The 15,187-nt window shown below is 37.0% G+C and carries 13 protein-coding genes; 5 read left to right on the forward strand and 8 right to left on the reverse strand.

Going from position 1 to position 15,187, the window contains the following annotated elements; genetic code table 11:
- The first annotated feature begins 59 nt into the window (after positions 1-59).
- The 4 genes from Q3Y49_RS18335 (at position 60) to Q3Y49_RS18350 (ending at position 3,501) form a co-directional block, all read left to right on the forward strand.
- Positions 60-863, forward strand: coding sequence for a transporter (locus Q3Y49_RS18335; protein WP_303270095.1), 804 nt, complete (start codon positions 60-62; stop codon positions 861-863).
- Complete coding sequence (gene rnhB / locus Q3Y49_RS18340) at positions 860-1,483, forward strand: ribonuclease HII (protein WP_303270096.1); 624 nt, start codon at positions 860-862, stop codon at positions 1,481-1,483. Before Q3Y49_RS18335 ends, rnhB begins: the two co-directional genes overlap by 4 nt.
- Before the next feature lie 3 nt (positions 1,484-1,486).
- The gene (locus Q3Y49_RS18345) at positions 1,487-2,413 is read left to right on the forward strand and encodes a carbon-nitrogen hydrolase family protein (RefSeq protein ID WP_303270097.1); all 927 of its coding nucleotides are present in this window, start codon (positions 1,487-1,489) and stop codon (positions 2,411-2,413) included.
- A 200-nt stretch (positions 2,414-2,613) separates the two neighbouring features.
- On the forward strand, positions 2,614-3,501 hold the full coding sequence (locus Q3Y49_RS18350; protein ID WP_303270099.1) for an EamA family transporter: 888 nt from the start codon (positions 2,614-2,616) through the stop codon (positions 3,499-3,501).
- A gap of 20 nt (positions 3,502-3,521) precedes the next feature.
- Here Q3Y49_RS18350 and pyrE read toward each other — a convergent pair whose 3' ends face one another.
- The 7 genes from pyrE to Q3Y49_RS18385 form a co-directional block, all read right to left on the reverse strand.
- The gene (pyrE, locus tag Q3Y49_RS18355; RefSeq protein WP_303270100.1) at positions 3,522-4,175 is read right to left on the reverse strand and encodes an orotate phosphoribosyltransferase; all 654 of its coding nucleotides are present in this window, start codon (positions 4,173-4,175) and stop codon (positions 3,522-3,524) included.
- Positions 4,176-4,238: 63 nt separating this feature from the next.
- A complete protein-coding gene (locus Q3Y49_RS18360) occupies positions 4,239-6,164 on the reverse strand; it encodes a RecQ family ATP-dependent DNA helicase (RefSeq protein ID WP_303270101.1) in 1,926 nt (641 codons plus the stop codon).
- Between the two features lie 34 nt (positions 6,165-6,198).
- Positions 6,199-6,972, reverse strand: coding sequence for an enoyl-CoA hydratase/isomerase family protein (locus tag Q3Y49_RS18365; protein WP_303270102.1), 774 nt, complete (start codon positions 6,970-6,972; stop codon positions 6,199-6,201).
- Positions 6,973-6,975: 3 nt separating this feature from the next.
- Complete coding sequence (locus Q3Y49_RS18370; RefSeq protein ID WP_303270104.1) at positions 6,976-9,093, reverse strand: ComEC/Rec2 family competence protein; 2,118 nt, start codon at positions 9,091-9,093, stop codon at positions 6,976-6,978.
- A 202-nt stretch (positions 9,094-9,295) separates the two neighbouring features.
- Positions 9,296-9,679, reverse strand: a complete 384-nt coding sequence (locus tag Q3Y49_RS18375) for a MerC domain-containing protein (RefSeq protein WP_303270105.1) — start codon at positions 9,677-9,679, stop codon at positions 9,296-9,298.
- Positions 9,680-9,868: 189 nt separating this feature from the next.
- A complete protein-coding gene (locus tag Q3Y49_RS18380; RefSeq protein WP_303270106.1) occupies positions 9,869-10,309 on the reverse strand; it encodes a GNAT family N-acetyltransferase in 441 nt (146 codons plus the stop codon).
- Positions 10,306-11,277, reverse strand: coding sequence for a PhoH family protein (locus Q3Y49_RS18385; RefSeq protein ID WP_303270107.1), 972 nt, complete (start codon positions 11,275-11,277; stop codon positions 10,306-10,308). Before Q3Y49_RS18385 ends, Q3Y49_RS18380 begins: the two co-directional genes overlap by 4 nt.
- A 92-nt stretch (positions 11,278-11,369) precedes the next feature.
- On the opposite strand from Q3Y49_RS18385, the gene Q3Y49_RS18390 reads away from it, so the two are divergent.
- Positions 11,370-12,152, forward strand: coding sequence for an SAM hydrolase/SAM-dependent halogenase family protein (locus Q3Y49_RS18390; protein WP_303270108.1), 783 nt, complete (start codon positions 11,370-11,372; stop codon positions 12,150-12,152).
- Between the two features lie 249 nt (positions 12,153-12,401).
- Here Q3Y49_RS18390 and Q3Y49_RS18395 read toward each other — a convergent pair whose 3' ends face one another.
- Positions 12,402-14,696, reverse strand: coding sequence for an acyl-CoA dehydrogenase family protein (locus Q3Y49_RS18395; protein ID WP_303270109.1), 2,295 nt, complete (start codon positions 14,694-14,696; stop codon positions 12,402-12,404).
- Between the last annotated feature and the right edge of the window lie 491 nt (positions 14,697-15,187).

A 15,187-nucleotide genomic window follows, 5' to 3' on the forward strand; every position in this document is an offset into this window, starting at 1 on the left:
AAAATCAAGATTATCAACTATTAAAATTTTGTTAACTTGCAAATCTTAACCAACAACTCATGAGATATATATACCTCTTTACTTTGTCGTTTTTCACATTTAATGCGCTGGCTCAAGAAGACAGTATTCAAATTGGGACCGACAGACCTGGATTTTCAGAATATCCGCAAAGTATTCCTAAAGGATATTTCCAAATAGAGGCCGGCTTCTCTTTTGACAGTGAAACGGTGAACCCAAGCGATCGAGTACAAATCATTAATTGGAACAATACTTTGGTTAAGTATGGATTAATGGAAGGCATGGAGCTAAGGTTAGGACAAACCTATCAAAGTGAAAGATTACTAGAGGGAGGTCAAAGCCCACAGTTTGTTTGGCAGAGTTTCTCCGGACCTGTGGTAGTGGGTACTAAAATAAACTTATGGAAGGAATCTGGTTTTATACCCCAAACAGCCGTAGTGGCAGAGTACGGATTCAACACACTTGCTCCAGAAACATTCCAAAGAAATAGTTTCTATAGAATTCAATTGACTTCGAAATACCAACTGAATCCAGCATGGTATTTAATGGGAAATTTCGGCTTTGATAAACGTTTCAATGACTTTGGACGGCTTCGGTTTACCGTCAATTCGGGCTATAGTTTAACCGATAAATTATCCGTCTATGCAGAAATCTACGGATTTAGATCTGAAGCTCGAACCCCATTAAATTACTTTGACGGTGGATTTACCTACTTAATAAATCCGAAGTTCCAATTGGATCTGCACGCTGGATTTGACTTGGTTCAACAAACGAATAATTTGGTCGAATATCAGCAAAGTTTTATCGCTATGGGTTTGGCTTATTTATTCAAAATTCAAAAATGAGTTTAAAAGCTTACTTTAATAAAAAGAATGCCTTTGAAGCAGGCTGTGATGAAGTCGGGAGAGGATGCTTAGCAGGACCGGTAGTGGCATCTGCGGTGATCTTACCAAAAGATTTCGGACATCCATATCTCACTGATTCCAAAAAACTTAGTGCAACTAAACGAGCGGAATTAGTAGATGTAATTAAAGAACAAAGTACTGCATGGGCTATTGCGGAATGCAGCCCTATAGAAATTGATGAAGTCAATATCTTAAATGCCTCATTCTGGGCTATGCACAAAGCCATAGATCGATTAACACAAAAACCTGATTTCCTCTTGATAGATGGAAATCGATTTACTCCTTACCAAGAAATTTCACATGAATGCATTATAAAGGGAGACAGCAAATATTTTAGCATAGCGGCAGCCTCTATTTTAGCAAAAGAGTATCGAGATAACCTCATGCGAGAATTATCGGATATTTATCCTCAATACGGTTGGGAACGAAATGTGGGTTACCCCACCAAGCAACATAGAGAAGGAATAAAATTATATGGAATCACAGAACATCATCGGAAGTCCTTTCAGCTTTTGCCGAGGCAGTTGGAGATTTTCGGCATGATTAAAAAATCATCTTAAAGTATGAAAAAATTCAAAGTTGGCTGCGTACAAGCTACTCCTGCCCTATTTGATAAATCCAAGACATTGGATATTGTATTTAAATGGATTCAAAAAGCAGCAAAGGAGAATGTTAAATTACTAGTCTTTCCTGAAAGCTTCATTCCTGCCTATCCGGCAGGTTTAGGTTTTGGGACAGTAGTGGGTAGCAGAACTGAAGCAGGTCGCGAGCAATTCAGGGAATACTGGGAGAATAGTGTAGAAATTGGAGCAGAAGAAACTCAACAGATAGCCAAATGGGCTAAAGAGCATGATATGTATATCACTATAGGTGTAACTGAAAAAGACTCGATAAGTAAAACCTTGTACTGCACCATACTATACTTTTCTGCAAAAGGTGAATTAATGGGGAAACATCGAAAACTAAAACCCACTGCAGCAGAACGATTGGTTTGGGGAGAGGGTGATGGAACAACCCTTAGTACTTATGATACGAAAATTGGAAAACTAGGCGGTTTGATTTGTTGGGAAAACTACATGCCACTAGCCAGAGTGGCAATGTATCAAAAAGGTGTAGAAATCTATGTTGCACCAACTGCTGATTCTCGAGATAGCTGGAATAGCAGTTTAATTCATATTGCTTGCGAGGGCAGATGTTATGTAATAGGATCTAATCAATTTATTCGAAAAAGTAATTATCCTGAACATCTGCAAAAACAATTGGCTGAAGATCGACCTGAAATATTATCAAGGGGTGGTAGTGTAATAATTTCTCCATTAGGTAAAGTATTGGCAGGCCCGCTATACAATGAGGAAGGATTATTGACTGCAGAAATCGACCATGATGAAATCATCCGCGCAAAAATGGATTTTGATGTGATTGGTCATTATGCTCGGAATGATGTTTTTGGGTTTGATGTGAATGGTCAGCCGGATATGAAGAAAGATTGAATGATAGAATATGAGTCTAAGCGAGACGCTTAGACTAGTTTGCAAGATAGGTAATTAACTAGTCTGGTATAATCCAAGTGAGACGCTTGGACTATATTTATATCTTTTGACTAATCAAGTATTCAAAACTTATATTTCCACTTTCACACCTCATATTTCCAAAAAATCATCATTTTTGCAATCCGAAAAAATTAGATAGAATGTTAAGAGGAGCGATATTAGTATTTTTAGGTGCTTGTAGTTTTGGGGTTTTAACCACCTTGGTAAAGATTTCATATAAGGAAGGATTCACTCTAGCAGAGGTTACTGGAGCACAAGTATTTTTTGGTGCAGTAATTCTCTGGTTAATTTTAGCAGGTAGAGCACTTTTTCAAAATATTAATTTCAAATTCAGCTGGAAAAATAGCTGGAAAGTATTGCTTACTGGAATTAGTACGGGCTTGGTCAGTTTATGCTACTATAAATCAATACAAGAGCTGCCCGCTTCAATTGGCATTCTTCTACTAATGCAGTTCACATGGATTAGTCTTTTATTGGAAATCATAATCCACCGGAAATTCCCGACACGAATGCAATGGATCTCCGTAATCTTTATTCTCTTTGGCACCTACTTGGCAGGAAATGTTTATAGTTTAGATAATATCCCTTTTAGTTTAGAGGGTATAGGATATGGGTTTTTGGCAGGATTTTTCTATGCTTTATTTATCTGGGCAAATGGAAGAGTCGGCAATGCTTTGATTCCTGTTCAGAAAAGTGCCATGATGATCACGGGAGCTTGTCTTTTCATCTTCATTATTTTTCCTCCTGAGTTTTTATGGAACGGTAGTCTATCCGCAGGATTATGGTCGTGGGGTTTGATTTTCGCTTTCTTTGGAACTGTTATTCCTCCACTTTTCTATGCTTATGGTATCCCATCTACCGGAGTAGGGCTAAGCAGTATTTTAAGTTCCGCAGAATTACCCGTGGCCGTGTTTTTTTCAAGCTGGCTTTTAGCAGAAGAGGTAACCGCTTTGCAATGGGTAGGAGTTGCTACTATTCTTTTTGCAATAGTAGTTGCGAATATTAAGAAGGCTAAAAGCCCTCTTTAATTCCCATAAAGGGGGCTGCCTCAGTGGGCTGGATTCCATCCCGAAGGATTATCCTTCCATTCTTTCAAAGTATCTAATTCGTCATTTTGAATCAATTTCTTGGACAGAGCTTCTTCCAATAAATGCGGATAATCGGACAGACAAACTAATTTAATATTGGCCTTTTCAAAATTCCCTACTGCTACATCGAAGCCATAAGTGAAAATTGCTGCCATCCCTAAAATTTCTGCTCCCGCTGCGTGCAAAGCCTCTGCTGCCTTAATAGAACTACCGCCCGTTGAAACCAGATCTTCAACAAGCACCACCTTTTGTCCTTTTTCTAATTTACCTTCAACCAAATTTTCCATACCATGACCTTTTGGTTTTGAACGAACATACATAAAAGGAAGATCCAAAGACTCTGCAACTAAAACACCCTGTGGAATACCAGCAGTGGCTACACCGGCTATAGCTTCTGCCTCAGGAAATTTCGACCTGATTACGTCAGCCAAATAATGTTTGATTATGCTTCGGGTTTCCGGAAAAGACAATGCTAATCTGTTATCACAATAAATAGGGGATTTCCAACCTGAAGCCCATGTAAATGGTTTAGTAGGTCTGATTTGGATAGCTCCAACATCTAATAACTCAATAGCAATGGCACGTGCAATTTCTGATTTAGCGATGGTAATCATGAAAAAAAGTGATTTAGAATTTATGCGAATTTAGGGGTTTTATTCGCAAGGTTGAAATTAATTTTAATATTTGGAATCAATTTTATCAACTAATGTCAACATCCCCATTTTATCAATTTTCAATTTGCCTTCGTCATCAAGTTTTCTGACAGCCGATATCACTTTTTCTTTGGAATAGCCTTCAATGTTTTCTGCAAGTCGCTCCATATTCAGATGGGAATCTTCTAAGATATTTAAAATCTTCAACTCTAAATCCTTCTCAAAACTACTAGATTTTTTCTTATTGATACAAACATCACAAAAACCACAAGGCTCCGACTTAAACTCACCAAAATACTGCAGTAATTTGAGCGTACGGCACACGACATCATTTTCTACATAATTCTTTACAGCTATCAGTTTTTGATGCTTATTCTTTTTGCGTTCTTCCAATCGCTTTTTGTCGAGAGGCAATTTATTGGCATCATGGCGCGCTTCCAAAAATGTTAATTGCGGAGAGTCAGATTTAGGCGAATAATCAATTACTCCTTCTTTATCTAAATATTTCAATTGCTTTACAACTTCTTGCGGACTCATCTCAGCCAATTTCGCTATCTGCAACTCGTTTATAAAAATCACTTGTTGATACAAATCACCACCATAAATTCTTAAAACCGTCTTAATTATTTTTTCAAATTTGGCATTTGCGATTTCATAAGAATACAAATCCTTGAAGTCTAAATTAATATGCAAACCCGATGGCCGATAAAAGTACTCGTTCATTTGAATGAAGCCTTCTTCCTCTAATACTTTCAAAGCATGAAAAACAGGAAATACCTCATATCTGTAGTGTTGACAAAAATCCTGAATTTCAAAATCAAAACTTTGCATTTCACCAGAACCAATCGCTATTTTAAAGTAATTAGCCAGCGATTGATATAGTTTTTTCAGGAATTCGAATTCGGGATGAGCGATCTCATGCTTCTCCTCCATTTCCTTAAAATCTTGCACATGGTAAAGGGCAACAGCAAAAGCGGGTTTTTCGTCACGCCCTGCCCTTCCAGCTTCTTGATAGTAGGACTCTAAATTATCTGGTATTTCCCAGTGAATTACTGTGCGAACATCAGGTTTATCAATTCCCATACCAAATGCATTTGTAGCAACAATAATTCGAGTCTTATCTGTCAACCATGCATCCTGCTTGGCATTTCTGTCGGCCTGAGAAAGTCCTGCATGATAGAAATCTGCCGAAAACCCGTTCTTTTTCAAGAGTTCGGCTAATTCCTTTGTACGTCTTCTGTTACGGGCATAAACAACTGACGTACCTCCTATTTTTCTCAGAATTTCAAAAAGCTTGGCTTCCTTATTTTCAACCTTTCTCACTGAATAGGATAGATTACCACGGGCAAAACTCTTTTGAAAAAGCTTCCCATTCTTGAAATTCAGTTTTTCCTGGATATCAATTTTAACATCTTCAGTGGCCGTGGCAGTTAAGGCAATACAAGTTACTTTGGGAAACAACTCCCTGAAATTAGCAATCTCCAAGTATGGAGGACGGAAATCATATCCCCATTGGGAAATACAGTGCGCCTCATCTATTGCTAGAAGGTTAAGATTCATTTTCTTGGCTCGTTCCAGAAATAAATCAGTTTTCAATCTTTCGGGTGAAACATACAAAAATTTATAGGCTCCATGAGCGGCATTATCAAGTAGGATATCAATTTCTCGGGAAGTCATTCCTGAATAAACTGCTGCTGCAGGAATTTTTCGTTTCTTTAATTGCTCTACTTGATCTTTCATCAGGGCAATCAAAGGTGAAATCACCAAACATAAGCCCTCACTCATTAAAGCCGGGACTTGAAAGCAAATAGACTTTCCCCCACCGGTAGGTAATAAAGCCAATGTATCATTCCCTGTAGTTACGGAGTTGATAATATCCTCCTGCATACTACGGAAGGCAGCATAGCCCCAGTACTTTTGAAGGATATCAATGGCTTTTATATTTTGCATAGAATATTGAACCGCTATTTATTAAGTCTGTAAATTACCAACTAGGAGTTTTCTTGTTCAAAAAAGCGGCTATCCCTTTCTTACAATCTTCCGAAGCCCTTGCCTTAGCATTTTGCTCCGCAGCATACTGCAAACCCTCCTCTAACCCTTTTTCTTGAACTTCCGCTATCATTTGCTTGGTAAAGGCCATAGATTGACCTGAATTGTTTTGGATTAATTGTTGGGCAAAATCATAAACAGTTCCTGAAAGCTTTTCAGCTTCAACCACTTCATTGACCAAGCCCATTTTTAGAGCATCTTTGGCTTCATACAATTTCCCGGAAAGAAGTAATTCTTTAGATTTCCCTTCTCCTATTTTTCTTAATAAAAATACTTTTACGATGGCTGGAATGAAACCTATTTTCACTTCTGTGTAACCAAATTTAGCATGTGGTACTGTGTAAGAGAAATCACAAACGGTAGCTAATCCGCAGCCCCCTGCTAATGCATGACCCTGAATTTCGGCTATCACTACTTTGGGGTAAGTATAAATCTCATAGAAAAGCTCCTTTAAATGATTGGAATCCTCTAAGTTCTCTTCAAAAGTATTGCCTTGCAGACCTTGAATGTAAGCCAAATCAGCACCTGCACAGAAAGCCTTTCCCTCAGCTCTCAACACGATCACTTTTGCGCTATCATCTTCCTTCAACTGTGCAAAAGCATCCTTCAGTTCACCCACAAAATCGTAACTCAAAGCATTCCTTTTTTCAGGTCGGTTTAAGGTGATGTAACCAATTCTGTCTTTAATTTCAATTTTCGTTAATTCCATAGTTTATAATTTCCATTCAAAAGCACCTTCTTCCGGCACTATGTAATAATCTAAATTTTCCTCCTCAAATTTAGCTTTAAAGTTTTGAATGTTATAATAAGAATTGGATGCATCTAATACAATTTTCTGGGCATTGAAATATTTTTGGAGTTTCGAAGGGTTTCTTAAAGCGTCATTACTTAGAATTAATAAATCAACGTCCAAAGGCTCCTTCAATATCACATTTTTATTTATTTTCTGATGCCAATGGACAATTTTTTGACCGTTCCAGACAGAAACTTCTAACTCTTGAAAATCTTCAAAAATCTCATTCTGATTTTCAGCTTCAAATCGGTCAGGATGAAAATCGGCTATTCCTGCTTGCAGTTGACTAGGGTAAACATGGAATCGAAGTTTATTCTTATCTTGTGCTAGGCTATCTTCTACCTTCAAATATTGAGTAAATCCATTTCTGATTGCTAATGCATGATGCTTTCCGGTGTCATATACGATCAATTTTTTGGCATTGAAGTTTTCATATTGACGCCAACAAATACTAGCACTCATTAAAAACAAACTTAAGACAGTCAATTTTAAATAGTTTAGCTTCTTCTCAGAAATGAATAAGGCAATAAACAAAATACTAATGTAAATCAGCCAGCTTTCAGGAGTAGTAATAAAAACACCATCTATTGTACTATTAGGAAGATAATCAAGCTTAAAAACCAAATAATTTATTAACTGTATAAAATGATCAATCAGAAAACCTATCCCTTCTGCTGCCCATTCCCAAAATGATATCAATAGTAGAAGTAAGCTACTATTTAGAATTACAAAAGCTGACGGGATTACCACCAAGTTTGATAAAAAGAAATAAGTAGGGAATTGGTGAAAATAAAGCAAGGCCAATGGAGCAGTTGCCAATTGCGCTGCAATAGAAACACAAGTGATTGCCCAGATTTTATCCCATAAAACATATTTAAATTGTAAAAGGCTATAGAGTTTTGGCTGAAAGAAAACGATACCTAAAACAGCCAGATAAGACAGTTGAAATCCAACAGAGAACAATAGAAAGGGATTGATACTCAACAAAACAAAAGCCGAAGCAGCCAGAGTATTATATATATTTGTCTGTCTTCGTAAAGCCTGAGCCAAAATTATAAAACTAAACATCATGGCTGCTCTTTGAACTGAAGGCGATAGACCTGTTATAAAAGCATAAGCCCACAACACCGACATACTGATTACGGCAAAATATATTCTACCTCCCCTCCTATTCCGCCATCTTTTTAGTAGCGTAGAAACAATCAAAAAAATGATACCAACGTGCAATCCACTTACTGCCAAAACGTGCATTGCACCAGCCGCTGCATAAGCATTTCTTAAGTCATTATCTAGTTCATCTTTTATCCCTAAGGTTAAGGCTTTGGCAATGGCTAATGATCGCTCAGTATGAATGTTATCATTCATAATTTCTTCCAAATACTGTCCAGTTTCGATGGATGCTGCCATAATTAGATTACCTTTCCCTTTTCCAATCTTCAGCCATTTTCCAGATGTGATATATTGTTGATGATAAACCTGATCAAAGCCCAAAAATCGCTTATAATTAAATTCTAATGGGTTCTTTGGTGTTTCTAATTCGTTTATGCGTGATTTTATTAGTAATTGATCACCATATTTTAACACCTTCGATAAACTATCCTTTTGGAAGTAAATCATAGCGTTTCCCCTATTGTTTCGCCAGTCTCCATTTATTAAAACCTGCTGAATTTCGACTTTAAAACCGTAAGTTTTTTCGGTGCTTTTACCTGCACTGACTAGTATAGCCTCAAAAGCTTGTATTTGTGCTGATTCGATAGTGAGCAAATGGGTCTCGTCATGTTTTTCAGATTGCCAGTAAGCATTAAGATAGCCAAATGAAAAGCAAATCAGGAAAGCTAATAAAGCAAAAGAAATAGATTGAAAAGTAGGAAACTGATAACCCCTAAAAAACTGAGCAGTTATATATATAACGACTATCGCACCAAATAAAAGAAGTACAATTTCAAAAATAGCTGGTAAAAAAGTCCCTGCAACTATTCCTCCAGACATGAATAGCACAAAACGGATGAAGGCGTATCTGTTCCAGGCTTGATGCATGGAAATAAAAGTAAAAAAATATCAATAAAGAAAAAAAGGGGGAGTAAAAAGCTGTGATATAATGTCTAACTAAAATATTACAAAATCATGAGTCGTTGTTATTAATATTGAGCTAACTCATTGGACTTTTTACCTTCCACCTTTCGAAATAACTTTTTATCTAAATCGTAAAAACTATTATTTAAATTTTACCACCTAGTGATTACTTAATGACCAGGGCCCAATTAATTGCATGGGCTGTGGCAATAAACGAAGCACCTGAAACCGTTAAAATGACTTCATCTATTGAAAACAATCCTGACTGACCAAATCCTATGAAAACAAAACCTACGCCAAGTAAAATTAGTGGAGAATACTTTCCATGATGACGTTTAAATGCAGGCAAAAAAGAAACCAACGCTAAAAACAAACTAAGTATAATGACTGAATACTCAATCCAAGGATTAGCCAAAAAATGTAGGCTTGTCAGTGTTGAAAGGCTTAACAACAAAGGCAAGGCCGCACAATGAATGGCACATACTATGGAGGCCATCATACCCAAGGCGTCAATAGGTATTCTTACTGTATTCTTATTTGAAGTTTTCATTTGTATCTGCACTTTTGAAAATTAACAATGTTATTAACGCAATTCTATTGCAAATATAGATACAGATATTTTAAACGCAACTTGTTTGCGTTAAAATTTTTAACAAAACTTAATGATAATAATGCTACCGCATTTATAGTAAGACTGTTGACTTTGATTGGGTTTATCCTCTGGTGATTCCTTGGTGTTTCAACTATTAACCATTTCCATCTGATAATGCATAATATTACATTCCTCGAATTGCTCACCTACTTTTTCAAAACCAAAGCGCGAGTAAAGGGAAACTGCAGGAAGCTGAGCATGCATATACATTTTTTTACCTATCGAATCGGGCGATTCCTTAATGTTGTCAATAACTGCTTTTACTAATGCTTGTCCCACGCCCCTGCCTCTGTGCGATTTGAGAACTGCAAAGCGCTCCAGTTTCATCCCGTTTTCCGTAAATCGCCATCTTGCAGTACCGCAAGGCTTGCCATCTTCATCAGTAGCTATAAAGTGTGTAGAAATTTCTTCAAACTCATCATATTCCTCCTCTCGAGCCACTTTTTGCTCTTTAACAAAAACTTCCTCTCGAATACTAAATATTTGTTTTAACTCTTCTTTATCTTCTACTACTTTTACTGTAATCATTTGTGGTCTTTTTCTATCAGAACGTCATTTTTGTCGTAAGCCTCGATGATTTGCTTCACCAATTTATGTCTCACCACATCTTCACCTTTTAAATGTACAATTCCTATTCCCTTGATATCTTTTAATATTTGTGTGGACTCTATCAAACCTGATTTTTGCTTTTTTGGCAAATCAACCTGACTCATATCACCTGTGATAATGGCTTTGGAATTTGGCCCCATTCTGGTCAAGAACATCTTGATCTGCATAGGAGTAGTATTCTGGGCCTCATCTAATAAGATAAAAGCATTGTGTAAGGTCCTACCTCTCATGTAGGCTAATGGAGCAATTTCTATCACTCTATTTTCTTGGTAGTACTTTAATTTTTCCGCTGGAACCATATCGTCCAATGCATCATAAATCGGTCTTAGGTATGGATCGATCTTTTCTTTTAAATCCCCAGGTAAGAATCCTAAATTTTCACCCGCCTCTACAGCAGGACGCGTAATAATGATTTTGCGGACCTCTTTATTCTTTAAAGCTTGAACCGCCATGGCAACTGAAACATAAGTCTTTCCAGTTCCAGCAGGGCCTATTGCAAAAACCAAATCATTTTTTCGTACAGCCTGGACCAATTTTATTTGATTAGGAGTTTTTGCTTTTATCGCATAACCTTTCGTACCAAAAACTAAGGTTTCATCCGCATTAACATCAAGCTTCCTTTGGCTTTCTTCATGTTCCTCATTCAAGTAAGTTTTGACACTATCTTCTGTTATTTTCCCAAATTTGTGATAGTGGGTAACCAATGAATGTACAATCTGATTGATGCGAATAATTTCGGGTGTACTCCCTTGTATTCTAATTTCATTCCCTCTTGAGATAATTTTTGATTTAGGAAAAGCAGAAGAAAGTTCGTTAATATTCCGATTTTCTACTCCCAAAAAATCCACAAGGGATACATTTTCTAAAGTGATAACTTTTTCTACCAAATGATTTTCTTATTTATGTTCTCTCAATGTGTTAGTACTGAAAATTATGTAGTTTTGTTTTTAACAAATTTAACAATAATTCGACTTTTTGTATGCCTTTGATCACTTTTCTATCAGATTTCGGTTGGCGCGACCATTATGTGGCAGCGGTGAAAGCCAAAATACTGGGTGAAGATTCTAGTCTTCAAGTGATTGACATATCTCACAACATCACCAAGCACGATATCATTCATGCTGCACATGTACTAAAGTCCGTTTATCAAGATTTTCCGGAAGGTAGCGTTCATCTAGTAGCAGTCAATTCCCGTTCTGAACCAAATGAAGCAATGATCGCTGTTGAAATTAAAAAGCGTTTCTTCTTAGGTAGCAATAATGGATTGCTTAGTATTATAAGAGATAAACATCCCGATAAAATTGTGAAAATTGCGTCAACAGATGACTTAAAAGGTAATTTTCCAGCTAAGGATATTTTGGCTCCTGCCGCTGTTAAAATTTTACAATCCAAAAATCTTGACGGAACTGGCGAAGAAATGGAAGTGGATGATTTTAAAAGATATATTGTACCAAAGGTAAAAGCTACCAGGGAGATTATTCAAGGTCATGTAGTACATATTGATGATTATGGAAACCTGATTACTGATATTCAGAAGTACGACTACGATATTTTAAGTAAAGGAAAATCCGTTCAAATAAAATTTAGAAATTATTCTCTCACAGGAGTTCAAGAGCATTATCACGAAAGCCAAGGAGGCGAAGCTTTTGCCATTTTTAATGATCAAGGCGTTTTAGAAATTGGTATCAAACAAGGAAATGCATCAGAATTACTGGGAATGGAATATAACAGTATGGTAAGCGTTAAGTTTGGGGAGTACTAGCCCCTAGCCCCCAAAAGGGGGATTTGACCTCACATTTTAGACCCGCAAAACTTGATCATTGACATTTCAACACAGCACGAGTTAGAAACTTGCGTTGGCTTTGGGGGGAATGTCGGACATTTTCAATTTTGGACATTGGGATTTAAAAAAGCGCTTGTCAGCAAAAGTGTCCGACATTTTCAATGGCATACATTTTTGTATCATATAAAAAAACAACAGAATTTCTGTGCGAAGTTCCTCCTTCGGGGGTTAGGGGGCTGCAATAGGTGCAGCGAGCAAATTATCAGGGATACCGAAAGCATCAGTTAGTGCTACTGCATCCTGTCGAATGTCCCAGCATAATTGATTCACCATTTTTCGAATGGCTTTCGTTTTTACTCCTTCCATATAGCCTTGCTCCAAATACCAGCCCTTATTTTGCTCTATGGTATGTAAAGCGTATAATTGACATAATTGCTTTAACGCTTTTTTACAGGCAGCATTTTGAGTGGTTTCCACCGCCAATTGAAATCTTTCCAGTACTTTTCTTTCAATGTACGACTGCCCAACATTTACCAAATGATGTTGAGCCACATTCACAGCATCGAATGAATCCATTCCAACATCAACCAATTTTTTTATTCGCTGACCGGCTGAAGCAACGATGGCCCTTTCTCTGTATTTGAACGCATTGATATGGAAATCAAAATCTAGCAGATGGGTTTCATCTGTACTTCTGACTACAATCGGATTTTTTTCAGTGAAGGATGTTTTAGCCTGATTACTCAGATAGTTAAAAATGGTGATGAAATTCATATCCCCCATTTCCCTTTTAAATTCAGTCAATCTACTTTTAGCAACCAACTGCATCAGTACGGTATTATCACCTTCAAAAGTGGTGTAAACATCCGTGTCGTTTTTCAGATCGTCAATTCTGTTTTCCGATAGATATCCTTTACCCCCACAAGCTTCTCGGCATTCTTGCAAACTAGCAGTTGTGAACCAAGTCCCATAAGCTTTCATTCCTGCGGCCAATGCTTCAATTTCTTGTCCTTCCTCTTGCGTTCTAGTTAAAAAACGATTGGTTAAATATTTTAAAGCGAAATGAAGCGCATAACTTTTTGCCAATAATGGCATCAATCTTCTTTGATGCATTCTATAATTTAAGATGGGCACCTCTTCTCCTCCCTCAGGACCAAATTGCCTTCGGTTATTTCCGTAACGAATCGCGATGGTCAATCCTGATTTAGCAGCTGAAAGGCCTGAACGAGGTATCCCAATCCTACCACCTACCAAGGTTCCCAGCATAGTGAAGAACCTTTTATTATCACTGGAAATTGAGCTTTGAAATTTGCCTTCTTCATCTACAGACGCAAATTGATCCAACATATCAGCTTTAGGAATCTCAACTTTATTGAAAGCTATCAAACCGTTATCTACTCCATTCAGCCCCATTTTATATCCACAGTCTTCAATTTCAACACCAGGATGCATTTCTCCTTTTTTATCCCTTAGTGGAACCACGAAAGCATTTACTCCGAAATCATCTCCGTCAATAATCAATTTGGCAAATACGGTTGCTTTTTGACCATGTAGAGCTGCATTTCCAATATACTCCTTTCGTGCATTTTGATGAGGGGTATGTATAGTAAAAGTTTGATTCTGATGGTTATATGTGGCAGTAGTTTCTATCCCTCGTACATTGGAACCGTGATTGGTTTCCGTCATAGCAAAGCATCCCGGAAGTTCCAAAGTACCAATATCTTTCAAATATTTTTGATGATGTTTTTCGGTACCCAAGAAGTATATGCTCATGCCCCAAAGCCCGAATTGCACGCCAAATTTGATGACCATGCTCAAATCATGATAACTCAATGTTTCCATGATGGTGAAATAGCCCTCCATATCAGCTCTCCCACCAAATTCTCTTGGAAAGGCCCATGATCCATAACCTTCCTTAGCCAACAATTTGCACCACTCTAATACTTGTTGTCTTTGATCTGCTATTTTTTCGTGATGATGATAGGCAAAATCAGCTTTTGCTAATGTTTCCTTTACTTTTTGAATCAATTCTATTTTGGATCCATCCAGCACTTCTTGCATTAGTTTTGGATCAAAAGAAGATTTGGATTGCTGTTCAGAAGTAATAGTAGAATGGCTGTCCTCAAATCGATAGGCCGCTTCATTGAATATTAGACCCAATTCCTTTTCGGTATTTTGGAATGCTTTTTTATTCTGTTCAGAGATTTTTAATTCATTCCCATTTTGATGAGCAAGAACCAACTGCATTCCTAGAGTAGTCAAATTCTTTAGATTACGAGGCTTAATAAACTGAATCTGATTTTTCCAGCTCTTTAGTTCTTGGGCTGAAGGCTTTTGATTAGGATTAAGATTTTGCTCCAATAATTCGACCTCAGCTTTTTCCAGCCATAATTGAGATTTAATCAATTTCTTCATGATTTGAATATCAGCCTCGCTTAGATTAAAATCTTCCCATAATGTGAAATAGAAAGGAAGAAATATGTAAAGGTTAGGATTTTTGGACAATAAATCAGATTGCAGCATGAGCTTAAAATTTAAATTAAATTCATACTAATAACGTTATGGATAGGGCATAGTTTAAAAGTAGCAAGTCTGAGAATAGAAGTGAGAAGCAGGGAGTTTCAAAAAACGGCCTGACTGCCTTTTGACTTCAAGATTCTACTTAAGTCAGCAGGGAGTCAGGCCAGCAATTGTTTAAAACACTCAATCTACAATACAAAATATTGTTTATTAACCTGTAGCGTTTCCGACCGATCTACATTAATCAAACTGACTTCTCTTCAATTTATACTGCTTAACCCCATAGTTGATGATCAATAAAACTATAAAAATAAAAGAAATTAAAAGGATATAGGGTGTAACAAATCCAATATTATACCCTACTATTTTTCCGAATTCATAAGCTGAAGAACTCTGAAAATTGTATAGAATGGAAAAAATGAAAACGGCTAAATACGCTAATCCAATAAAACTGAATAAAGATTTGAGAAATTTTTTAAAACTAAGGTTAATCA

Origin of the sequence: Marivirga harenae, assembly GCF_030534335.1 — a bacterium.
Classification (GTDB): Bacteria; Bacteroidota; Bacteroidia; order Cytophagales; family Cyclobacteriaceae; genus Marivirga; species Marivirga harenae.

Bases quoted from the DNA above. Each gene is read 5' to 3' on its own strand.
- Q3Y49_RS18335 (WP_303270095.1), top strand. From the start codon at position 60: ATGAGATATATATACCTCTTTACTTTGTCGTTTTTCACATTTAATGCG.
- rnhB (WP_303270096.1), top strand. From the start codon at position 860: ATGAGTTTAAAAGCTTACTTTAATAAAAAGAATGCCTTTGAAGCAGGC.
- Q3Y49_RS18345 (WP_303270097.1), top strand. From the start codon at position 1,487: ATGAAAAAATTCAAAGTTGGCTGCGTACAAGCTACTCCTGCCCTATTT.
- Q3Y49_RS18350 (WP_303270099.1), top strand. From the start codon at position 2,614: ATGTTAAGAGGAGCGATATTAGTATTTTTAGGTGCTTGTAGTTTTGGG.
- pyrE (WP_303270100.1), bottom strand. From the start codon at position 4,175: ATGATTACCATCGCTAAATCAGAAATTGCACGTGCCATTGCTATTGAG.
- Q3Y49_RS18360 (WP_303270101.1), bottom strand. From the start codon at position 6,164: ATGCAAAATATAAAAGCCATTGATATCCTTCAAAAGTACTGGGGCTAT.
- Q3Y49_RS18365 (WP_303270102.1), bottom strand. From the start codon at position 6,972: ATGGAATTAACGAAAATTGAAATTAAAGACAGAATTGGTTACATCACC.
- Q3Y49_RS18370 (WP_303270104.1), bottom strand. From the start codon at position 9,093: ATGCATCAAGCCTGGAACAGATACGCCTTCATCCGTTTTGTGCTATTC.
- Q3Y49_RS18375 (WP_303270105.1), bottom strand. From the start codon at position 9,679: ATGAAAACTTCAAATAAGAATACAGTAAGAATACCTATTGACGCCTTG.
- Q3Y49_RS18380 (WP_303270106.1), bottom strand. From the start codon at position 10,309: ATGATTACAGTAAAAGTAGTAGAAGATAAAGAAGAGTTAAAACAAATA.
- Q3Y49_RS18390 (WP_303270108.1), top strand. From the start codon at position 11,370: ATGCCTTTGATCACTTTTCTATCAGATTTCGGTTGGCGCGACCATTAT.
- Q3Y49_RS18395 (WP_303270109.1), bottom strand. From the start codon at position 14,696: ATGCTGCAATCTGATTTATTGTCCAAAAATCCTAACCTTTACATATTT.